The organism is Microcoleus sp. FACHB-68 (assembly GCF_014695715.1).
GTDB lineage: Bacteria > Cyanobacteriota > Cyanobacteriia > Cyanobacteriales > Oscillatoriaceae > FACHB-68.
In genome coordinates this window covers 712,968-735,427 of the sequence record NZ_JACJOT010000006.1, presented here as the reverse complement: position 1 = coordinate 735,427, position 22,460 = coordinate 712,968, and the positions used below count along the sequence as shown (strand labels likewise).

Annotated in this window: 19 protein-coding genes and 1 pseudogene; 8 read left to right on the top strand and 12 right to left on the bottom strand. The window is 46.0% G+C overall.

The window, feature by feature from the left end:
* Positions 1 to 35: 35 nt before the first annotated feature.
* Positions 36 to 926 (bottom strand): OmpA family protein, encoded by an 891-nt coding sequence (locus H6F73_RS27225; RefSeq protein WP_347239489.1) that lies wholly within the window; start codon positions 924 to 926, stop codon positions 36 to 38.
* A 151-nt stretch (positions 927 to 1,077) separates the two neighbouring features.
* Complete coding sequence (locus H6F73_RS07575; protein ID WP_190758148.1) at positions 1,078 to 1,698, bottom strand: low-complexity protein; 621 nt, start codon at positions 1,696 to 1,698, stop codon at positions 1,078 to 1,080.
* Between the two features lie 87 nt (positions 1,699 to 1,785).
* Between H6F73_RS07575 and H6F73_RS07570 the strand changes: the two genes are divergently transcribed.
* Together H6F73_RS07570 and msrA are read left to right on the top strand one after the other, a co-directional pair.
* On the top strand, positions 1,786 to 2,706 hold the full coding sequence (locus H6F73_RS07570) for a phosphodiester glycosidase family protein (protein WP_347239488.1): 921 nt from the start codon (positions 1,786 to 1,788) through the stop codon (positions 2,704 to 2,706).
* A gap of 288 nt (positions 2,707 to 2,994) precedes the next feature.
* Positions 2,995 to 3,648 carry a peptide-methionine (S)-S-oxide reductase MsrA gene (gene msrA, locus H6F73_RS07565; protein ID WP_190758147.1) on the top strand — a complete coding sequence of 218 codons (654 nt, stop codon included), beginning with the start codon at positions 2,995 to 2,997 and terminating at the stop codon, positions 3,646 to 3,648.
* Positions 3,649 to 3,756: 108 nt separating this feature from the next.
* Here msrA and H6F73_RS07560 read toward each other — a convergent pair.
* Positions 3,757 to 4,521, bottom strand: a pseudogene (locus H6F73_RS07560) (C39 family peptidase); the annotation flags it as partial.
* A 540-nt stretch (positions 4,522 to 5,061) separates the two neighbouring features.
* Between H6F73_RS07560 and H6F73_RS07555 the strand changes: the two are divergent.
* The 4 genes from H6F73_RS07555 to H6F73_RS07540 all read left to right on the top strand — a co-directional run bounded on the left by H6F73_RS07555 (position 5,062) and on the right by H6F73_RS07540 (position 10,022).
* Complete coding sequence (locus H6F73_RS07555) at positions 5,062 to 6,255, top strand: NAD(P)/FAD-dependent oxidoreductase (RefSeq protein ID WP_190758145.1); 1,194 nt, start codon at positions 5,062 to 5,064, stop codon at positions 6,253 to 6,255.
* Between the two features lie 301 nt (positions 6,256 to 6,556).
* Positions 6,557 to 7,213, top strand: a complete 657-nt coding sequence (locus H6F73_RS07550; protein ID WP_190758144.1) for an HAD-IA family hydrolase — start codon at positions 6,557 to 6,559, stop codon at positions 7,211 to 7,213.
* A 217-nt stretch (positions 7,214 to 7,430) separates the two neighbouring features.
* Positions 7,431 to 7,820 carry a GFA family protein gene (locus H6F73_RS07545; protein WP_190758143.1) on the top strand — a complete coding sequence of 130 codons (390 nt, stop codon included), beginning with the start codon at positions 7,431 to 7,433 and terminating at the stop codon, positions 7,818 to 7,820.
* 54 nt (positions 7,821 to 7,874) lie between these two features.
* Positions 7,875 to 10,022 carry an RtcB family protein gene (locus H6F73_RS07540; RefSeq protein WP_190758142.1) on the top strand — a complete coding sequence of 716 codons (2,148 nt, stop codon included), beginning with the start codon at positions 7,875 to 7,877 and terminating at the stop codon, positions 10,020 to 10,022.
* A gap of 245 nt (positions 10,023 to 10,267) precedes the next feature.
* Here the strand turns inward: H6F73_RS07540 and H6F73_RS07535 are convergent, their stop codons facing one another.
* Together H6F73_RS07535 and cynS are read right to left on the bottom strand one after the other, a co-directional pair.
* Positions 10,268 to 10,681, bottom strand: coding sequence for a DUF4278 domain-containing protein (locus H6F73_RS07535; RefSeq protein ID WP_190758141.1), 414 nt, complete (start codon positions 10,679 to 10,681; stop codon positions 10,268 to 10,270).
* Positions 10,682 to 10,951: 270 nt separating this feature from the next.
* Positions 10,952 to 11,392, bottom strand: coding sequence for a cyanase (gene cynS / locus H6F73_RS07530; RefSeq protein ID WP_190758364.1), 441 nt, complete (start codon positions 11,390 to 11,392; stop codon positions 10,952 to 10,954).
* Between the two features lie 156 nt (positions 11,393 to 11,548).
* On the opposite strand from cynS, the gene H6F73_RS07525 reads away from it, so the two are divergent.
* Positions 11,549 to 11,731: a hypothetical protein gene (locus H6F73_RS07525; RefSeq protein ID WP_190758140.1), complete on the top strand. Its 183-nt coding sequence runs from the start codon at positions 11,549 to 11,551 to the stop codon at positions 11,729 to 11,731.
* A 33-nt stretch (positions 11,732 to 11,764) separates the two neighbouring features.
* On the top strand, positions 11,765 to 13,195 hold the full coding sequence (locus H6F73_RS07520) for a glycoside hydrolase 100 family protein (protein WP_190758139.1): 1,431 nt from the start codon (positions 11,765 to 11,767) through the stop codon (positions 13,193 to 13,195).
* Positions 13,196 to 13,225: 30 nt separating this feature from the next.
* Here H6F73_RS07520 and H6F73_RS07515 read toward each other — a convergent pair whose 3' ends face one another.
* From H6F73_RS07515 to H6F73_RS07485, 7 genes are all read right to left on the bottom strand, one after another.
* On the bottom strand, positions 13,226 to 14,698 hold the full coding sequence (locus H6F73_RS07515; RefSeq protein WP_190758138.1) for a DUF1802 family protein: 1,473 nt from the start codon (positions 14,696 to 14,698) through the stop codon (positions 13,226 to 13,228).
* On the bottom strand, positions 14,695 to 16,116 hold the full coding sequence (locus tag H6F73_RS07510) for a hypothetical protein (RefSeq protein WP_242072362.1): 1,422 nt from the start codon (positions 16,114 to 16,116) through the stop codon (positions 14,695 to 14,697). The genes H6F73_RS07515 and H6F73_RS07510 overlap by 4 nt, the downstream gene beginning before the upstream one ends.
* A 425-nt stretch (positions 16,117 to 16,541) precedes the next feature.
* Complete coding sequence (locus H6F73_RS07505) at positions 16,542 to 17,231, bottom strand: hypothetical protein (protein WP_190758136.1); 690 nt, start codon at positions 17,229 to 17,231, stop codon at positions 16,542 to 16,544.
* A 260-nt stretch (positions 17,232 to 17,491) separates the two neighbouring features.
* Positions 17,492 to 18,280, bottom strand: a complete 789-nt coding sequence (locus tag H6F73_RS07500; protein ID WP_190758135.1) for a PhzF family phenazine biosynthesis protein — start codon at positions 18,278 to 18,280, stop codon at positions 17,492 to 17,494.
* A gap of 141 nt (positions 18,281 to 18,421) precedes the next feature.
* Positions 18,422 to 20,341, bottom strand: coding sequence for an ATP-binding protein (locus tag H6F73_RS07495; protein WP_190758134.1), 1,920 nt, complete (start codon positions 20,339 to 20,341; stop codon positions 18,422 to 18,424).
* Positions 20,342 to 21,035: 694 nt separating this feature from the next.
* The gene (gene mdh, locus H6F73_RS07490) at positions 21,036 to 22,019 is read right to left on the bottom strand and encodes a malate dehydrogenase (protein ID WP_190758133.1); all 984 of its coding nucleotides are present in this window, start codon (positions 22,017 to 22,019) and stop codon (positions 21,036 to 21,038) included.
* 53 nt (positions 22,020 to 22,072) lie between these two features.
* Entirely contained in the window at positions 22,073 to 22,306 is a 234-nt protein-coding gene (locus H6F73_RS07485; RefSeq protein ID WP_190758132.1) for an NAD(P)H-quinone oxidoreductase subunit O, read from the bottom strand.
* Between the last annotated feature and the right edge of the window lie 154 nt (positions 22,307 to 22,460).

Below are 22,460 nucleotides of genomic sequence, written 5' to 3'. Positions count from 1 at the left end.
GCGCGTTGAAAAAACCCTTTTTAATCTTATTATTTCTACCGGCTCGCTTTCGGTTCGATGACAATTTCAATTCGGCGGTTGCGCTGCCGGCCTAGATCGGTGTTATTTTCTGCCACAGGGCGAGTTTCACCGTATCCCATCACAACCCAGTGATATTGGTTGCCCAGGGTGCCGGCGAGATAAGCCAGCACAGCTTGAGCGCGTCGAAATGATAAAGCTTGATTTTCCTTCGCATCACCGGCATCATCCGTATGCCCTGCAATGCGAACACTTGCCCCCTGATAGTTTTTCAGATCGGCAATCAGGTTATCCAAAATAACGCCAGTTTGCGGGCGCAGCATTGCGCTGCCTTCTGCAAATAAAACATCACTGGGTAACGTCACCATTGGGCCATTCGTGGCAGACACAGTGGCAGCAGTGCCGGTTGTTGCCTCTGAAGCTTGCGGAGTTGCCGCTGCCCCAGATACATTGGCTGCCGGTGCAACTTCTGGGGTGCCCAGTTGCCGCGAAAGTAGCTGCAACCGGCTTTCTACTGTCTCCGTCGGACGGCTGCTACCGAGTTTGGTTTCCAACGTTGCAGTCTGCCCGATTAATTCATTTAACTGTGTCTGCAACTGCTGTAGTTCTGAGCGCAGTTGTTTGCTTTGTTCAGGCGTGAGATTCGGTGGCGGAGTGGGGGTGGCAATTGGCGGTGGGGGCAGTTGCCTAGTGTTAGTGGCGAAATTTTCAGGCCGGCGGAAAACGTTTTGCCAGATAGGTGCTTGAGGATTTCTAGCGGGATAGAATTGTGCAATCGCCATGCCCACTGCAAATGCTAAACCGCCGCCCAAAACCAGCAGCAGCAGTCGCAAAGTGAAAAACAGAAGTCGCTGATTTTTGCCGGCAGGCTTGGGAGTGCCGGTAGATGCAGCAGAGGGCTTAGTCACGGGTTTTGATGCAGCAGAGGACTTAATCACGGGTTTGGCTAAATTTTATCGAGATTTAACATCACATTAGATGCTACCGTGAACTACTTATAGCCGATAGTCTCGAAAAAGTCCGTATTTGCCGGCAAAGCATCGTCCAATCAAACATTTGTTAACCGGCCTTTCTCAAAGATATCTTCTCAGAACGTTTGATCTCTTTGATCGCCAAAAGCAGGGAGCTAACAGTCAATCCAATGTAACCCAGCGATAGCCCACTCAAAAAAATTCCCTCAATTAGCCTTTGTGCGGTCAGGAAGGCCAGTGAAACTGCCCAAAGCCAAAAAGCAAAGCCATATCCCCCCACAGCGCCGGCAACTGCTACAGCCACCGCTCCGGCTCCAGTGCGAAACCTTAAGCTGCCGGCTCCCATCAGTATCCCTCCAATCACTGCTCCTGCCACAGCAAATTGTGGGTTTTTACCGGCAGCCAGTCCCCCATAATAAAAACCAAGCAATGCTCCCGATGCGGTTGCTGACAAAGCATTTGCTAGGATTCCAAACCGTCGCGGCATGAGAATTCTCAAACCAGTGCCGGCACCAGCAACGCTCAAGCTCACCAGCAACGCCACAATATAAGACCACTTCCGCCCTCCCACCGGCTCACTCAGAGAGGAAAATACAGTACGCGCTACCGCCGATCCCATCAAAGCCGCGACGAATGCTGCCACTGCAACTAAAACCGTTACCCGTTTGAAAGTTATGCCGGTTGGCCCTTGTTCAAAATTAGTTTTCATCGGTCAGACGCTGAGCCGGCGATATCAACTTTTAATATTAAAACTGACAGACTAACCTTGTAACTTTTTATCCTGCCGGCCTGCAACGTGAATCAACAGAAGCCAATCTGGATCAAGCAATTGCCATTGGTAGCGGGTATCGGTTTGTTGCTGCTGCCACTGCTGCTGTACGCACGACAGCATTTACTGCGCCCAACTCGCACTAACCTTGAAATGACGCTGTTTCAGGGCATTACCTACAAGCGCCAAGCCCGGAATACGCCCCGCCCGTATATGCTCCACATCGTCACCATTGATTTAGCCGCGTCAGGCGTGGGAGTGCTGGTGACACCCGGAAACAACCAGGGAAGGGATAGCAAACTTAACACCAGGAAGGAGATCCAAGCGCGAACCACCTCTGAGTTTGTCCGTGAGTTTAAGTTGCAACTGGCGATCAACGCCGGCTATTTTTTCCCGTTTCGTGAACATAACCCGTGGGATTTTTACCCTCGCAGTGGTGAGGGCGTCAACGTAGTGGGACAGGCAATTGCCAACGGATCTACCTACTCTGCTGTGCAATCTGGCGTGCCGGTGTTGTGTTTTAATAGCGGCAATCGTGCTCAAATTTTTGACAGTGGGCAGTGTCCCAAGGGGACGATTCATGCTGTCGCCGGCAGCCATATTGTCCTGAAAAGAGGCGTTGTATCGCTCAGTTCAGAGTCGCGTCGGCAAGATAAACCCTATTCTCGTGTAGCGGTAGCGATTGATCGGCAGGGTCAAAAATTATGGCTGATTGTCATAGACGGCAAGCAACCACTTTACAGCGAAGGCGTTACTTTAGCGGAATTAAGCAAGATTGCCCAGGAGTTGGGTGCTTTTGAGGCGATCAATCTTGATGGCGGCGGTTCTGCCACTTTGGTTGTTGCCAATCATTCTGGCGTTAAGGTATTGAATGCACCCATTCACACGAAACTGCCGATGCGTCAGCGCCCTGTTGCCAATCATTTAGGCTTTTTTGCTGACTTCTAGGCGGAGTCTTCACTGGGAGTTTTGAGTTTTGAATGCCCCCTGCCCCTACCTTAGGTTGGCGAAGCCTTGCCCATACCTTTAGGTTGGCGAAGCCTTGCCCCATGCCCCATGCCCAATGCCCAATGCCCAATCCCCCATGCCCCATGCCCCATGCCCAATGCCCCATGCCCAATCCCCCATGCCCCCTTAACATTTTGTGATTTCCCGAAACTGCTTGAAAATCCGCAGATTCTTTCCCTACCATAAAGTTATGTAACGACAATCGATGGAAAATCAGATTTAGAACTTATGGGAATATTTGGATTTGGTAAGAAGCTAACACTGCCGTCTCCCCAAGATGCTTTACCAGGGCGGGCAGGGGCGGTGAAAGTTCCCTCTAATCACTATGTCAATGGGAATCCGCTGCAGCCGCCTTTCCCCGCCGGCATGGAAATGGCCATGTTTGGTATGGGGTGTTTTTGGGGTGCAGAACGCAAATTCTGGCAGCTTGAGGGCGTGTTTAGCACTGCAGTCGGTTATGCCGGCGGGATAACGCCTAACCCCACCTATGAAGAGGTTTGCACCGGCATGACGGGGCACAATGAAGTCGTTTTCGTTGTTTTTGACCCAAAAGTGATCAGTTACGAAAGACTGCTGAAAGTTTTTTGGGAAAGCCATAACCCGACTCAGGGGATGCGCCAGGGCAATGACGTTGGCACCCAGTACCGTTCGGGAATTTATGCCTATTCTGATCGCCATAAAAAGCTTGCTGAAGCTTCACTCAATGCTTACCAGAAAGCCCTTAGCGCTGCGGGATACGGGACGATTACCACTGAAGTGATCGAGGCTCCTGAATTTTACTATGCAGAGAGCTACCACCAGCAGTATTTAGCCAAAAATCCTAATGGCTATTGCGGCTTAGGCGGAACCAACGTGGGATGTCCGACAATGATTGAAATTTAATTGTATGAGTGCCGGCAGTCAAAATCTGCGTTTAGGCTGCCGGCGGTGAATTGTGGGGTGAAGAGAAAAGTTTTCTCTTCACTTTTTACTCATCAGGTTGAACTAGGTTCACGCAGAGATAAAGTGAACCCAAAAGTCCCCATCTGGGATGCAAACCCGGCGAATTAGCCCGTAGGAATAGTGGAGATAAGCCCCATTAAGATCCGTGCGATATCCGCTGGGATACCACTCCCCATAGGGATCGTGAACAATGAAGCCGGTGCTGTCATAGCCAACGGCAACGAGAATATGGCCAAAAGACGTGAAGTAGCCGTGGATCACGGCAGGATTGCCGCCGGCTATCCACTCTTTGACTCCTTCGATGGTGGCGCGGGTTTTGTAGTCATCGCGCCTGCCATAATCTCTGACAATTTTCGCCAAGTCTACCGGGTCCCATCGGCTATAACCCTTACTGAGTGCATATTGGTAAAGTTCATCCTCAAATTGGCCAGACCGGCTGCGGCGGGGAGTCTTCAAATACTCCAAACACATGGCAAGTGAGGTGACATTACAAGCGCCGGTGGGATTGTACCAGTTGTCGAGTTGAGACTTGTAAGGAACTGATAGCCGATACTTCGCCGGTATGGGGGGTGGATAAACAACGGGGTTTTGAGGCGTATCCGCCAGTATCTGGACGTGTGGTGCGTAAGCGTACCAGGTATTGAAGCCTTTGAAGGAATCTTTAAGCAGTGCAAATCGAATGTGATCGCGAACAATGACGTAGGAGTGGAGTTCAAACTGCTTCCCCCCTTCCATCGGCTGTTTTTCGGCCTCTGGAAGTTCACCCGATTGAATGGGTCTGAGTTTGAAAACGGTTTCCCTGAGAGTTTTAATAGTCAGTGCCATACGCAGAGCTTAGTTTACTAATGATGCGCGAATTGTATTTTCCCACATCGGTTTATTTTCCCCTCTTTAGTTATTCTTCAGAATTTTCCTGCTCTTGCCGGCTCCGGTTTTCCCGTGCTTTGGCCCAGTTAGATGCTGAAGATATCATAGAATTTTACAGGGGGAATATTTAATACTTAGCCGACTTGAGGATGTGCGAACAAGGCAATTGTTACGCAAATCAGACTAAATTTCTACTTTACTTGCAATGGTATTTAAATTAATAACTTTTTCTTTCCTTATGTAGGTTATGTCGGTTTATTTCCCCTCTGATAAATTAATTATTGTTTAACGAGCGGTCAGGCTCTGGCTAAAACTCTTAAGGTGCCGGTGGGGACGCCCATCTCTGACAGCAAGTTGAATATTCCTCAGCTTACATCGATTAAGCAACTTGATCCTAGAGGATTCAGCTAGGCCAACCTGTTACCCATATTGCCTTGCTATCCTGAATAGAGAGTTGCCCTGCTACCATCGCCGGCCCAAAAACCTATGAATGAACAACCCGCACGCATTTGCATTCTCGGTGGAGGCTTTGGAGGTCTCTACACAGCGCTGCGTTTGAGTGAGCTTCCCTGGAATAAATTAGAGAAACCCGAAGTTGTGCTGGTCGATCGTAACGACCGCTTCTTATTCTCGCCCCTGCTGTACGAACTCCTCACCGGCGAGTTGCAAACCTGGGAAATTGCCCCACCCTTTGAAGAACTTTTGGCAAATACCGGCATTCGCTTCCATCAAGGAGCGGTGGCTGGAATTGATGTAGACTCCAAGCTGGTACAGCTTCAAGATGGCCATGATTTCCCCTATGATCGGCTCGTCTTAGCAATGGGGGGTGAGACACCGCTTGACATGGTGCCAGGAGCGGAAAATTACGCATTCCCCTTTCGGACAGTCACGGATGCCTATCGCTTGGAAGAAAAGTTGCGAGTTTTGGAAGCATCAGACAAAGACAAAATTCGCATCGTTATTGTAGGTGCCGGTTACAGTGGCGTTGAGTTGGCTTGCAAACTGGCAGACCGGCTTTCAAATCGGGGACGCCTGCGGCTGGTTGAACAAGCTGATATGATTCTGCGAACTTCTGCTGACTTTAATCGTGAAGCAGCCAGCAAGGCGCTAGAAGAACGGGGAGTGTGGCTTGATTTGGAAACCGCAGTGGAATCAATCGGGCCAGATAAGATTTCTCTGGTGTATAAAGGACAGGTAGACACGATCCCAACCGATTTGGTGCTGTGGACAGTGGGAACCCAGGTTGCGCCGGTGGTGAAATCGCTGCCCCTCAAGCAAAATCATCGAGGACAACTCGCTGCACTGCCGACGCTGCAAGCGATTGATCACCCGGAAATTTTTGTTTTAGGAGATTTGGCTGATTGTAAAGACGCAACAGATCAACGAGTGCCGGCAACCGCCCAGGCAGCCTTACAGCAAGCTGATTATGCCGGTTGGAATCTTTGGGCCTCCCTCACAGGCCGGCCTTTGTTGCCATTCCGCTATCAGGCAACCGGAGAAATGATGACTTTAGGCGTTGACAACGCGACCCTTAGCGGTTTAGGAATCAAACTTAATGGCCCTGCCGCTCATCTTGTCCGCCGTCTGACTTATCTCTACCGGCTGCCCACATTAGAACACCAGTTGAGAGTCGGTTTCAACTGGATCGCTCAACCGTTGCGGGAAATACTTTCTCAATAGAGGGGAATGGGGCATAGGGCATGGGTCAAGGCTTCGCCAACCTAAAGGTAGGGGCATGGGGCATTTCTCCCCTTCTCCCCCTCTCCCCCTCTCCCACTCAGGACTGGGCACTCAGGACTGGGCACTAAGGTAAGGGCATGGGGCTAGAGGTTAGTTTTTGAATTTCTCTCTTCTAGCTCATGGTTTATTATTAGCGATGAAGTTGATATTTTTTTTAACTAGTCGTTCTCGGTAAACCGCTTGTCGTGCAGGCGTCCTTGCCCGCTTCTAAAAGTTAATAAAATGCTGATTTGCTTAACCCATGACTAATGAGAACGAACGCCCCAAAGTAATTTTTTTAGATGCAGTCGGCACTTTATTTGGAGTGAGGGGAAGTGTCGGTGAAGTCTATGGAGAAATCGCCAGCCGGTTTAATGTTAAAGTTTCACCTGAGTTAATCAATCAGGCGTTTTATAAAAGCTTTAAGGCATCAACACCGGCAGCATTTCCTGATGCCACGCCGGCACAGATTCCAGAAAGAGAATTTGAGTGGTGGAAAGCGATAGCCGGACAAACTTTCAAAACAGCCGGTGTCTTCCATCAATTTTCAGATTTTGATGCTTTCTTTACCGAAGCCTTCGCTTATTTTGCCACCGATCAAGCTTGGTTTGTCTATCCCGATGTCTTGCCGGCACTCAAATTTTGGCATCATAAAAAAATTGAATTAGGAATTATATCAAACTTTGATACCCGCCTGCACACAGTTCTAAAAGCACTCAACTTAGCGGATTTTTTCACATCTGTTACAATTTCTACAGAAGTCGGTGCTGCCAAACCAAATTCTCAAATATTTATTGCCGGTTTGCAAAAACATAATTGTCTAGCTGAGACAGCTTGGCATATAGGTGACAGTTTCAAAGAAGATTATCAAGGCGCTAAAGCTGTCGGACTGCGAGGCATTTGGGTAAGGCGAGACTAACCTTAATTTTCTCAATAAAGAAACCAAAATTATAATATTTGGAAATAGAAAAACTTACAGCCGGCATCTCATCACACCCCTTGTTTAACCCTACCAATAACAGCTCAATCATCTGCGTATGGCTAGCGCCACGCTGCGCTATCATCTGCGGTTAAAAGATCTTATTCCCAAAACTTTCACCCTAACCCATCCTCCCTAAATACATCAACAAAAAACCATGAACGAACCCACTACTTATGAAGGCGGCTGCCACTGTGGCGCTGTAAGATTTCAAGTAAAAGTAGAAAAACATGAAGCCACAGATTGCAACTGCTCAATTTGCACAAAAAAAGGCTTCTTGCATCTAATCGTGCCGGCAGAAAACTTCACCTTACTACAAGGCGAAGATGAACTAACAACCTACACCTTCAACACCGGCATTGCCAAACACATCTTCTGCCGAGTCTGCGGAATTCACTCATTTTACCGGCCCCGTTCCCATCCTGATAGCTTCGATGTCAATGTCCACTGTCTCGATGGTGAAGTAGAGGAACGCTTTCATATTGTGCCTTTTGACGGTCGTAACTGGGAGAAAAATATCGAACAGTTGCGATCCGAGATACCTTGATGATTTTGTAACTTTTGTGTAGTATATTAGTAGTGCGAAAGGAAAACAATATTCATGCCCCACGAAAATCTCGAACTTTCAACCCCTAAGCCGGTGCTGTCTTGGGCCGGCCACCCACTAAGCCGTGATGAAGAAAAAATGGCTAAAAATGTGGCCTCGCTGCCATTTGTGTTTAAGCACGTCTCACTGATGCCGGATGTTCACCTGGGTAAAGGTGCCTTGGTGGGTTCAGTGGTGGCGACAAAAGACGCACTGATACCCGCCGCTGTGGGGGTTGATATTGGTTGTTTTACTGGAGATACATTAGTTCCTGTGACTGATGGGAAATCTTATCCCATTCAAGAACTGGCTATTGCTAATCAGGAGTTTATCGTATATTCGTGCACGGCTACGGGTCGCATTGTAGCGGCAAAGGCAACGGCACGTTTAACTCGTAAAAATGCTCCCTTGGTCAAGGTCATTCTTGACAATGGCGAAGAAATTAAATGCACTCCCGATCACCAATTTATGCTGCGCGATGGCAGCTACCTTGAGGCTTGCGATTTAAAAGCCGGTACATCTTTAATGCCTTTTTACACGGATACTGATCAGGATGGATACACCTTAATTCAGCAGAATTATTCTGGCAGATTGCAAAAGGCACATTGGATTGTTGCCCGGTCTGGCCTTTTAGGGAAAATTCCTGCATTTGCCGGCCAGCGGACTGTGATTCATCACAAAAACTTTGACCCGGTTGATAACAGGTCGGAAAACCTAGAATTCATGGGGAATCGCGAACATTCTTCCTATCATCGGTCACTGGTAGAAAGAAACAAATACTGGCAATCTCCTGAATTTGAGAGCAGAAGAAAGCAAGCGCTCACTGACAAAGCTAATACCGCAGAGGGACATAGCTTTTATTCTGAAAGAGGGACGAAAAATATTATTAAGTATATGCAAGATCGTCCCGATCATTTCAGAGAGTCAGTCTCAGGAAATGGGGAACGAGGCAAGCAGTTCTTAATTAACTACAACATCAGCGAGAAAGGAAAATCCAAGAGCAAAGAAATTGCGAATCGGCTTTACGCTTGTGAAACTTGCGGAGACAGTGTTAAAAGCCCAATTGGACTGCACAATCATAGGAAGTACCAACATGGCTACAACCACAAAGTTGTTGAGGTTATCTCCTTACCAGACCGGCAAGATGTTTATTGCTTAACGGTTCCTGAATATGGCAACTTTGCCCTAACAGCCGGCGTATTTGTTCACAACTGCGGCATGATGGCTGTCCAGACACCATTCACGGCTGATGAGTTGGAAGGTAAACTCAAGAAAATTCGGCTGGATATTGAAGCAGCAATTCCAGTTGGATTTAATGAGAACAAAAACGTTGAAAAAGCTGTTACCAATTGGCAAGGATGGCGTGATTTCAAAGAACTGCATCCGGGGGTGCGGCGCTTGGAAGGAAAAGCCATGAAACAGATGGGTTCTCTGGGTGGCGGCAACCACTTTATTGAGGTTTGTCTGGATACCGAGAACCACGTTTGGTTGATGCTGCACTCTGGTTCACGTCACATTGGAAATATGCTGGCGCAAAACCACATTGATACAGCTAAAGAATTGCTAAAACTGGCAGATACTCGGTTACCTGATCCGGATTTGGCCTATTTTGTCGCCGGCACTCCTCAGTTTGCCGCTTACTGGCGAGATTTGCAGTGGGCGCAGAACTATGCCCGCTACAATCGTGATGTGATGATGAGTCGCTTTGTGCGGATTGTGGAAAAGCATCTGGGCGGCGGTAAGCAGACAAAGCCTTTATTGCAGGTAAATTGCCACCACAATTACGCCGAGAAAGAAGTGCATTTCGGGGAACAAGTGTATGTCACCCGTAAGGGCGCTGTGCGGGCGCAAGAGAATGACTATGGCATTATTCCTGGTTCAATGGGTGCGAAATCATTCATTGTTAAAGGCAAAGGAAATATGGACAGTTACTGTTCTTGTTCCCACGGTGCCGGTCGCTTGATGTCTAGAAATAAGGCGAAAAACCAATTTAGCGTAGACGATTTGGTGAAACAAACACAAGGCGTTGAATGCCGCAAAGATGGCGGCGTTTTGGATGAAATTCCAGGCGCTTACAAGCCGATTGAGCAGGTGATGAAGCAGCAATCGGATTTGGTTGAAGTGGTGGCCACACTGAAGCAAGTTGTTTGCGTTAAAGGTTAAGGCAGAGTGTGAAAAAGCCGGCTTCTCGATCTGATTTCGTCGCACCACCTGCGGGGGACTTAAGTCCCCCGCTAATAGCGAAAGTCCACTAACGTGGACTGGTAAAAAATTCCAGTCCCCTTTAGTGGACTTTTGCTATTAGCCCGCCATTTAAATGGCGGGCGGGATTTGAGGCTAATCGAGAATGCTTCGACAAAGTCAGTTCATGAAACCGGCTGTTTCAAGTCTGCTTTAGACAAAACCCACTACAGTGAGCAAGTCAACTGCTGTGATTCTTGTTCCAACATTTGCAACAGCTGCCGATCTCCACGGGCTTTGGCTGCTTCAATGCGCCGTTCCAGGTTTTGGCAAATATTGGCGCGGTGAATTTCGGAGACTTGCGAGACGACGCTATGAGAAGCGTTTCGGGGTGAAACTGCCCACACCGGCGTTGTTTCTACAGGTGAGGCAGGGGCAGTGACGCCGGCATCTGCAGCTTCGCCGGTTTGATAGGCAACACCGCGATATTTCAACGATAAAGCCGGCTGAGGCACGGGAATATGTCTGGGATAGCTGACTGTCCAGGGTTGTCCCCGATATTTACCCCCGACTTCGCCTTCCATCATGTCAATGGTGGGGGGTTCGTAGTTGTAGCTAACACCGCGATAAGTGAGTTTCATATCGGCGTTCCTTAACGAATCATTGTTTCTGGGCTGAGTAGAGAAGTTCATATTCAATAAAAAATTTATTTCTGTATCTTATTTTACCGTTTTTTAGCCAAAATCCGCAAGGTCACGAAAATTTAACATAAATTTGGGCGCTTGGGGGGCATCGGGTGGGGTAAAAGGGGGTTTTTTTCCCCTATTTCCATGATCCCCCGTTCCCCTTCTATTGGCTGTGATCGCCTCCGCGTCTGGTTGTGACGTGCTACCCCTTGTAGTTGTGACCGGCTACCACTTCTTATAAGCCAAAAATTTCCCGGACATCGTGATCTTGACGCGATCGCCCTTGGGGTCTTCTTCTTTGTCTACGTCGAGGGTGAAATCAATCGCACTCATGATGCCGTCGCCGAATTTCTCATGAATTACCGATTTCAGAGGCATTCCGTACACTTGCATAATTTCGTAGAAGCGGTAAATCAGCGGATCGGTAGGAACAACCGGCCCTAACCCTTTGAGAGAGGGTTCGGTGAGCAATTGAGCGACACTGGCATCGAGTCCAAGTGCGTCGGTGAGTTGTTTGGCTTCTTCTTCAGAAGCACTGGCTTGCCGGTAGAAAACGGCGGCGATCCAGACTTCATCGCGTCCGAGAATTTTTTCTAAATCGGCAAAGCTGAGTCCGGTGGCTTTTTTTGCAGCTAAAAGTTTTGAGGTGATGTCTGGAATTTCCATTGAGTGTTCCTTTGTCTGTGTGACCGTTAAAGATTGCGCGTAATCATCCCAGATTTGGTTAAAGGAGTTGGTGATTTTTGACACCGACACTCAGTTACCACTGATGTACCACCAGATAAACGCTTCGATAATACACCGGCATCTGAGAAAGGCAATTTGAGATGTGGTGCAGAAAGCTTGCGCCGGTTGGCGGTTATGTATAAACTGAGTGCCGACGCTCTCAAAAGCCCGAATCGAGGGTCAACGCTACGACAACACCGGCCTGAAAGTGTGCAACTGAGATCAGCACAATCAGATAAGGTGGTGGAGAAACATTTAAGCAAGCTGCATCGCCTCTAACATAATGATTGGAAGTTGAGGAAATTAAGTCAGATGGAAGAAGACGGGTTAAAAATCCTTGTTGAGTCGCTGATCGAATATGAAGGCCGCTGGATTGGCACACCGGCTGTCTGCAATCCTGATGCAGCGCATCCTATTCCCGGAGAAGTTCTAAATTACGACCAGGTTTTTATTCGTGATTTTGTTCCCGTCGCGCTGCTTTTTTTGGTAAAAGATGATGAGTTGCCGGCTAAACATGATGGAGAAAAAGAGATTCCAGTCAGCGGCAAAGAAATTGTTCGCCATTTTCTGGAAGTGACTTTAGAGTTACATCAGCAAGCTAGACAAAGAAGTTTTACGGGTTTAGCTTTGATGCCGGCCAGTTTTAAGGTAATTGTTGACAACGGACAGCAACATTTAGAACCGGATTTTGGGGATCGGGCGATTGCTAGGGTAACGCCGGTTGATTCTAGCTTGTGGTGGATTCTTTTGTTGCGAGCTTATTGTAAGGCGGTTGGAAATCACTTTCTGGCGCATCAAGAGGATTTTCAAGAAGGGGTGCGATTAATTCTGGAATTGTGTTTTTCAGATCGCTTTGATATGGAACCGACGCTGCTTGTTCCAGATGGTGCCTGTATGATTGATCGCCGGCTGGGAATCTACGGGCATCCGCTAGAAATTCAAGCTTTATTTTACGCGTCTTTGCGAGCAGCTTCTGAGCTGTTGCCCGATAACGAAGCCAATCAAAAAGTGAGGCGGGCAGTGCATTTACGCTTGCAAGCGCTCAAAGAGCGAATTCGGATCGATTATTGGTTAGATATTAAGAGTTTGAATGATATCTATCGCTTTAGGGTGGAGCAATATGGGAAAGAAGTGATTAATAAGTTCAATCTCTATTCAGATTCAATTCCCTACGAATGGTTGAGTGAGTGGTTAGAAGAAAAAGGGGGATATTTTGCCGGCAACCTCGGCCCTTCGCAGTTAGATTGTCGTTTCTTTACGCTGGCAAATTTGATGACGATTCTGTGTTCTTTGGCAACGAAGATGCAATCCCAAGAGATTATGGAACTGATCTATCAGCAATGGGATAAATTGCTTGCCCATATGCCGATAAAAATTTGTTATCCGGCTTTAGAAGGTCGAGATTGGGAGATTTTGACAGGATGCGATCCTAAGAATAAACGCTGGTCTTATCATAATGGAGGAAGTTGGCCGGTTTTAACTTGGATGTTGGCGGCGGCTGCTTTGAAAACCGGCAGATACGATGTTTTAAAAAGATTGAAAGAAGACCTTGTCGTTGTTGGGAAGCGTTTATTAGCCGAAGATTGGCCAGAATATTATGATGGTGAAGATGGCCGGCTGATTGGAAAAGAAGCGAGAAAATTCCAAAGTTGGACAATTGCTGGGTTCTTTTTAACGCAAGAGTTAATTGAAAACCCGGAGCATTTAGTATTAGTCAATTTTGGATTTGATGAAGATCCTTAAGCAGGCGTAGTTGCGGTGAAGCTTGCCGGCTCATTCATCTGCCGGCATTTCTCGCAAGAAGTAAAAGCGATCATTTTCCCAATTGCTGCCTTTGATTCGCCCCAAGTAGCCGGTTAAAGGCGAGGAAAGTTCAATCAGGATTTCATACATTTCTTGAGAGGTTAATGGCTGAGGCGGGGGTGGAGTAGAGTAAATATAAGCTATTTTCAGGCTTTCAACTCCGACGTTTTCATCATTTATGTTTTCTAAATGTTTTTTCACGAGCTGGATGATATGCGAACGCAAATTAATAGTTTGTTGAACTTTATCAAGATAATTGTTAACTTTTTCGTCAGCTAATCCAAAAGGAGCGTGTTGTAAAGAATGTTTTAGCTCCAGCAAATTTACAGAGTTTTTATGTTGCGCTTCCAGTTCAACGAGTCTTTGTAAAGTTTCAGGTCTAATGACATTCATAGAATTTTCCCTCGCTGTTCTAAGGGCATAATAAGTTAAGTCTCCAGCGGCTACAATCAACTTGATTGAACGCTCATATTGTTCTTTACCAAGATGATTCATGCCAATTTTTAGAAGTTGTGCCGGCGTTTTATCACTAACTGTTTCAGTTTTCGTTGCCTTGCACTCTCCTACCATTGGATAAGGCATTTCACAATAAAAGTCCATGCCTCCGGGTCCACCTGTTGAGTCTGGTTCGAGAATAGAACCTGTGAAGCCTAATTTGAGGAGTGCTCGACGTACCAGCTTTTCAAACGCATGACCATCGCTAGAATTTCCGACTTGAGCGATAGTTTGAATCCAAGCTAAATCAGGGTCAGGTGCAGCTTTTGGTGAAGCTTCACACCAACCCAAAAATATTTTGATTTCTTGGTTGAGTATTTTAGCTGCTGGATTATTAATCGCAATCTGCTCAACTTGAAAGTGCAAATCCTCTAAATCTTTATGCAGATACTCTTCCCCAGCTAATAAAAGCGCTTTTCGCTGGTTAAAACTAGCCTCTGAAACGATGAGGTCATCACTTTCACTTCCCATCGTGATGATATCTTCTGACTGATTCGGCTCGTAGAAATATCTCAATTTTGTTGGTATATTAACGGTGCAAGGATGAGACAAACGATAAACCCGCAAAATCAACAGTTTCAGAACTTTGTACTGTTCAAAGATATGTTCTAAAGCACTTAAATTCCAAACAGTTGACTGAGCAATGCTAGCTAAAAGATGCTTTTTGTCTGGATTAATCCGCAAATGAAATTCACAACGTGCCCAAGTTTTAAGCTGGATGGGATAGTTCTCATTATCAGCGAATGAACGTCTAGCTTGAGTTAAATATTGAGGCTGATAATATTGTTCTAAACTGAGATTATCGGGAAGTTGTTGACTGGGGTAAAGCCAGAATTTCTGATTATCTGTGATATGCTGTCTGAATGGCACAGCAATGAGCTTGCCTAAACTTAGCATTTCCACATCAAAAGCCGGCAGTTGAATCCCCTTAATAATCTGAACTGTCATGTTACAGTCGCACCCTCGCTCAGAATTTCGCGGATGAGTCGATTATTCGCAGCCAGTTTGAGCTCTTTGACAAAAGTTGAAATTTCTTCCTTTGTAAACCCGTAGTTTTCAGCTTCTTCATACATTGCATGAATCGCTGCTAAAGGATTAATTTCATCTTTCTTCAAAACAACAACCTCACCCCCTTGTTGCTGTACAAGTTGCTGTTCAAGTTCTTTTGCCTTTCTCCAACTTCTTGGGATGGGTGTAGAGCGCACTAAACAACCGCGAGTAATCCCATATTTGCCGTAGTCTAGCAGTTTCTTCATCGCCGCAGTCAAGGTTTTACCTGTCTGAGTTTCACAAATTCTGACACCTATCTTTACATTTTTTTGTTGTGTGGAATCAGAACCAGAGATTGTCAAATGAAGGTCATGAGACTTTGCTTTAATAGACTCGACTTTTTGAATGACTAAATTTTCGATGGCTTCTTCTGGCAACATTTTCATTGCACAGGCAACTATTGCAGCTAACTGATCATCATTTTGCTCAGGGGCAGAAGTTCGGCCTAACAATTCGTTATAAGCATCCGAGAATTCTTTACGTTTCTTTTCTTCTGGGTTCAAAGATGGGGCGACTGACCCTCCGATTTCCACTGAATCGAATTTTTCAGTACACCATTTCATCAGAGAGCGGACTCCAGCTCCCTTACTGGCAATTCCTTTTATTTCATTTTCATCGAAAGGATATAAAAAAGGGTAGGCATCCGGATTTAAATGCTTCTCCGAATAAAACCAATCCAACCTCAATTTCACAAGTTCTATCATCTGCTCAGCCGTGGGTGGTTTTGTAGATTCAGACCATTGGCCGACCCGATCTGGGATACCACTTCCCATTTGCTCGATTTCCCGCCATCTATCGCTCATCACGCAGCAAAGGATGATCACATTGCTGCATTGAAAGTACATTTTATCAATACAGCTAGCGACAATTTGAGCGGCGCTATCTCCACAATCAGCACTGACATTAGGCTGGTCTAATTGATCAAAACAAATCACTACAGGTCGTAAGGCAACGCTAGCTAGCTTACAAATTTGCTGGATAAACCAAATAGATTTTGCATCTTGCTCTTGCTGCGAAAACTCTGGTAACCCTCTTTGTCTGGTCTCTGGATGCTCGATACCTTGAATCCAAGCCATGCCAACCTGAGCAATCGGGGCTGTTTTGAAGAGTAAAAACAAAACTGCTTTCAAAAAATCAGGATGAAGATCGGATTGATTCTCTAGAATAGCTTCAACCAGTTCATCAACCAGTTCATACCTTTGGGCTGCACTATGAGTTCTGAGGATGTATTTCCTTAGTTCTTCAGGATTCTCACATTTTTCAAGATAAGGCTGGTATTTTTCTTCAAATTCCGTTCCTTTGAGAGTGGCAACCATAGCCGTTGCTAACTGCTGCCATTGTGTGATTCCCCCGACGTCTTTGTGATTAAAACTGAGTGATAGATAGAAGCGCACATGGGAGTCAATGCGATTGGCATCAACAAATTGAGGAATGTAGGCAAATACTGCGCCGCCTTCCCTCTCAATAGTTTTCCAGATTCGGTGGATTACATGACTTTTGCCAGTGCCTCGATCGCCCTTGATAGCAATTCCAATTTTATCCGAATACCTTTTGCGAACCTCTGAAATTGCTTGATATATTGTTCGGTCAACGTGCTGATTGAGGTTAGGCAAATCAGTCACCACGTCACCCCAAACTTCATCTGCGCTGACGATTGGTTTCAATTTGAAAGGGTTTGGGCCTTGCTTCCGCGCTTCTTCAAATAATATGTAGGCATCTGTCATGGCTTTCTTCCTCTATCTTAAGATTGTTGACTGGCGAAAAATAACAGTCCTCTCACGTCGTCGGTGATAGAATCGCGTTTTTGATCATCTGTTGCGCCACGCGCTTCGCCGCTTTGGAGATAGAACAATTGTTCACCCTGCATTTTCATCAGCCATTCATTAAAATCTTCGCGTCCCACTTGTTCGCCTAGTTCACGGCGCAGATGCCAGATGGGAACCAGTCCGCTGTAGTTGTGTCCTTTGTCTAGCTTCTCAAATAAGGCAAGGACTTCAGGCTTAAATTTCTCATAAGATCCGATTTCAGCAGCCGGCTTGCCTTTAGATGCCGGCACACTCACGGCACCATCCATTTGACGAATCCACTTCAGCAACGCATTAGCAACCCTGCTGCCAACTTGAGTGCCGTCAAACTCAAATTCAGCGCTTTTTAATCCTTCAGCTAGGCTTTGCCGGCCTTCATTGGTTAAAGAAATCTGCGTGACTCGGTTTTTATTGATAATCTCAACCGCCTTAGATTCTTCTAATTCAGTCAAGATATTTTTATAGTCTTGACTTGTCTCACCTGTGCGTACGATGCGTTTCGTCAAATCACCTTTTTTAACGCCAGCTTCAGATCCTCCCAAATCCCACAAAGTTAGAAGCAGGCGAGTTCTTGCTTGGGTTTGAAAATCCTTTGAATCCTTGTTCTTACCGGCTTTAGATGACATATTCAAAATTCCTGATAACGTGGATACCGTCTCACACTCTCCAAGTTATAGTACCCAAAAATTCTTAACTCTCCCTATCAAGTTCCCTGGAAAAGTGAAATAAAATTTTTACATAAATTGAAAATATGTTAATTTGTTTCTTCAAACCTTGACAACTGTTGCCATTAACAATATACAAACTTAAATAAACTGAAAAACCCGCAGAAGCGGGCTGAGCTGTAAATTTACAAGTTCATTCAGGAAAAATCATCTACTTGCGATTAAGTCAACTCTCCACGCAAAACTGTTACTGCTTGACCGCCTAAATAGACGCGTTCGCCGGCTAAACGCACCCGCACAACGCCACCCCGCGCTGATGCCTGATAAGCCACAAACTCATTTTTATGTAATCGCTGACTCCAAAAAGGTGCAAGACAGCAATGTGCAGAACCTGTCACCGGATCTTCATTAATTCCGGCTGCCGGCGCAAAAAAGCGCGAGACAAAATCATACTCATGGGATGCGGATACACAGGTAACAATGATGCCGCGCACCGGCAGAGTTTTTAATAATACAAAATCCGGCTGCATTTGCCGCAGCGCTTCTTCAGAATCAACCTCAACCAAATAATCAAATTTATTCTTCCCAACATACTTCAACTCAACCCCTAAAGCTTGCTCTAAAAGCCCCGGTGCGGATGCCGGTTCAGGCGAGTTTTTGGGAAAATTCAACTCAATCCAATTTCCCTGGCGTTCCGCTGTCAGCAAACCGCTGCGGGTGTAAAATTTTGCCTGTGTTCCTGCATCTAAATACTGCAATTCCCACAACACATGGGCGCTTGCCAGTGTGGCGTGTCCACATAAATCAACTTCGACTGCCGGCGTAAACCAGCGCAAATTATAACCCTCTTCTTGAGGATATAAAAACGCGGTTTCTGACAAATTCATTTCTGCGGCAACATTCTGCATCCACTTTTCATCTGCCGGTTCATTTAAAACACAAACCGCTGCCGGATTACCGGAAAAACGTTTATTAGTAAATGCATCCACTTGAATCAGTGTTTTTCCCATCGGTTCCTCTGATTTGTTTTCATTTCTAAGAAAGCGTTAAAACGATATTTTATCGTCATGTTCTTGCTAGTTTCTCCTCCTTTAACTTACTTTCCTATTCGTCACTTTTTTAAAACCGCTTTCCCACTCAGAACTCAGAACTCAGGACTTCGTAAAGTCTCTCATCAAATCCCGCTGATCTGCCGGCTCAAGTTCCTCTGTGATTATTGCTTCATTCGTTTCCGCTTCAGCAACAACTTCAACGGGAATTTGAGGAGTTTTTCCTCTCACAATCCCTCGAATTAAAGGATTATCTGCTGCCAACCTTCTTTGAGCAATAAACTCAAAAATTTCTGCCTCACTAAACTGATCAGCTTGCCGATGCCGGTGAAGTGACCAAATTGCAATCAACGGCTTAATGTCTTCTAATTTCAAATTTACCCATTTTCCCCCCAGTTCAACTGTAAGCTGAGTGAGATAATTATAAGCCTGCCAGTGAGGGGGAATTTCTCGCTTGAAAGCGCGAACTAAACAGCCACAACTCAGATCGAAAGTTCCGTATTGCGTTAAACGTTTTACTCCTGCTGCCACACTTTGAGCGCGAGTATCCTGAAGCACAGCCACGCCTATTTTGACAGCATTTTCATTTTGCGTGCCGGTGATTTTAAACTGAATATATTCTTGATTGGCTGATTTGGGTTTCACCTCACCAGCAACCGCTTCAATTTTTACGCCTTCCACACTCTGACCGATTAATGTTTGAAAGCTAAAATTAATCGCCTCAGCCAGCAAAAAATTATTACTCAATTCATCGCCGAGTTCAATACTCATCGCTTGCTCAAAAGCTTGTTCCACTTTCTCCAAAGGATCAAGTTCAACAGGGCGAAAATTTTCTTCACACCACTCTAAAACCTGCCGTACTGTTAGTTTTTCACGGCCCAAAGATTGTAACTGACCACTATCAAAAGGATAAACCGGCGTCGGCGGGATTAAGTTTTTAGATGTATAAAAGATTTGCAACCAGTCACTGACTAACTCGACAATTTTATCTCCCGTAATGCTATTTAATTCAATGACTTCTTTTTTACCTGAAAAATAAGTTGCAAGTCCTGCCGGCAAAGTCAGAATTTTCTCTGTCCAAGTTGCCGGTGTCATTGTCGAAAGAATCACAACGCCATGATTGAGGCGAGTCATTTGAAGGCTATCCCACAAACGCCTAATTAAGCTTGCCACCACTCGTTCCCGCTTCAAATTGTTTTCGCTGCTTTCGGGTGAATCCAAGTCATCAAAACAAATAATCAGCGGATAATAATCACTCATTAAATTCAGAATTTGTACTACCGTATCCCAAGCGGCGGATTCTCGTTCCTCGCGGCTGTGATTTGGTAATCCCAACTCATCTGCTTTCCAAGGTGCTAAAGATTTGCCGGCTAACCATTTCACTGCAAAAGGCGCTTGTGCGTTGCAAAGTGTCCACACTAATGCACGGACAATATCCGGTTCAGGCACATCAGGTTGCGTTTTGAAAAAAGCTTCTGTTAACTGGTTCACCCAGTTTTGATTTTTTGCATGGGAATTCCCCGCTAGTTTTCTCACCAATTCAATAGGAGTAAACGCTTTCGCCATAGGAGTCAGCGCTTTTAAAGCTTCGTTAACCATCACCGTTGCAAGTTGCTGACACTGTAAAACACCTTGATTTCCTTGGCGTCTTAAGCTATCTACGAGAAGTTGCAGGAATTGATAACGAATGAGGTTAACTTCATTGAATTGATGAGCGTTGGCATAAATAAATAAGCCGCTACCTTGAATTTGTAACCGATGACGAATGCGATGAATCAGGTGACTTTTTCCCGTGCCACTTTCACCAGAAATCGCCATTGATATGATTTTACTTTGCCCAGTTCTCGCTTGCTCAATTGCTTGAAAAACAGCATCAGAAGCGTGATCATTAAGCGTACTAATATCCGGGAATATCAGGCTCCAAATCTCTGAATCTTTAACAGCCGGCTGTTTATTAAATGGGTTGTGAGTGGCGATGACAGTATTAAGCGCTTTAATCGGAGAGATGAAATCACAAGCCATAGTATATTGCTTTAAGAGGGTCAATAAAGTTGCTAGCTGAACCGGCAGCGTTATCTAACGGTTTTACTGCCGGTTCTATCAAAGATTGTCGCTTGCCTCAACTCGAAATAGATGTGCACCCTTGCCGATTTGTTGCTGATGACATCTGCACAGCAAGATAGCTATACAGTTGCCGCCTGTTCATCAAGTGCCAGTGAATTTACCGAGAATTTTTGGATGGCTGGCTACTAGAGAAGTCTTACTGTACACCCTTCCCGCCGCACACTGCTGATGAAACATTCAACAGCTTTCATAGATTTATATGATCATCAAGCCCAAAAAGCATGGGAGTAGGGACACAGAGAATCAACTAAAATCTAGCACATTAAATTTATATCCACCCGCTTCTCTAGTCTATTGCAAAGTAAATATACAAATTATACGCACCTCACTCTCTGGAGTTTGAAAGGGCTAAAGCTTAAAGGGCGAAGGTGGAAAGACGCCGACAAGGCAGCCAGAAATTTTGCAAATTAATTCAAGTCATCTCAAGAAAACTTTTGAATTTTTTGGCATAAAGTCTCCTTGAGAAGACGGGATAAAAGATCAATCGGTTGCCAGCTAGCGTGTTGTTGGCTTCACCCTACTATAAGAAAAGTTAGTTTTTTTTAAATAATAAATATGGTAAAGCCGGCAGTGCCGGCCCTACTTTGCTTGCCTAAGACTCGGAGGTGTTACCAATCAGTTCCTTTGCCCGCTCAATATTTTGCCGAACCGATTCAGCGGAAGCGTTAAAAGCAGTTTGTTCGTCTTCAGTTAAGGGCAGTTCCAACACTTTTTCCACCCCACGACAACCCAGCCGGCAGGGTACACCCAAGAAAAGATCCTGCAACCCATACTCGCCTTCCAAATACGCTGCTGCCGTTACCAAGCGCGACTGATTTAATAAAATCGCTTCCACCATCAAGGCAACTGAAGAAGCCGGTGCAAAATAAGCGCTGCCGGTTTGCATCAGTTCCACAATTTCTGTCCCGCCATTGCGAGTTCGCTCAACGAGGCGTTCAATCGTTGCAGCATCCATCAAATCTGTGATGGGAATCCCCCCAACGGTACAGTAGCGAGGCACCGGCACCATCAGCTTGCCATGATCCCCCAGCACTAAAGCGTTGATATCCTGCACAGAAAGGCCCAATTCCATCGCAATAAAGGTTTGGAAACGGGCGGAGTCGAGTACCCCTGCCATGCCAATCACCCGGCGTGCCGGCAACCCACTCGCCTGCCAAGCTAAGAAAGTCATGACATCTAGCGGGTTGGTGACGACAATAAAAATGGCATCGGGAGAGTTGGCAACCGCGTTTTTTGTTGCTTCTACAACGATTTTTGCGTTGGTTTTGATTAAGTCTTCCCGACTCATCCCCGGTTTGCGCGGCAAGCCGGCAGTGATCACCACAATGTCAGAACCGGCTGTGTCTTTATAATCGTTTGTGCCGGTAATTTGCCGGTCATGGCGTTCCACCCCTCTTGCTTCCATGAGATCGAGGGCGATACCTTGGGGCATTCCGGCCACGATATCCAGCAATACCACATCAGCAATGTTTTTTTCAGCAACTCGCTGTGCCAGGGTGCTGCCAACTCTGCCGGCACCAATAACCGCGACACGAGGGCCACTACAAGTAGGTGGAAAGAACGAGGTAGAGGTCATCTTGGGGGGGTACTCGCTACAGGTTCAAAGGCTTTAAGAGTAGCCGGTGGTGACTACTTGCTTTTTTGTAACTGATCGAGGCGCAACCAAAAGTTCGGGGTAGGCACTATGCCAAATTTGACGAAGGCATATTCACCGCGAATATCTACAACTTCACCGTCAGTTTCAAACATATAAGGCGGAAAGCGGGGATCGCTGGCTTGAGCTTCCAAGCTATTTTCTAATTTTTCGCGGACGGCGCGAACCAAGTCACCTTTTTTGAGGGCTGCTTCTTTTTTTTCTGGCATAGGTTGCTTTGTCGCCTTTGTTTAATGACTTTCTTTAAAAATTTTAAGCTGCTTCAGCCCTCAGTTACCTTTGTCTACTCTTATTCGAGAAGAAAGGCCGGCAGTTCCTATACTTTTCTCCCCGTTCCCACTCAGCACTCAGCACTGAACACTC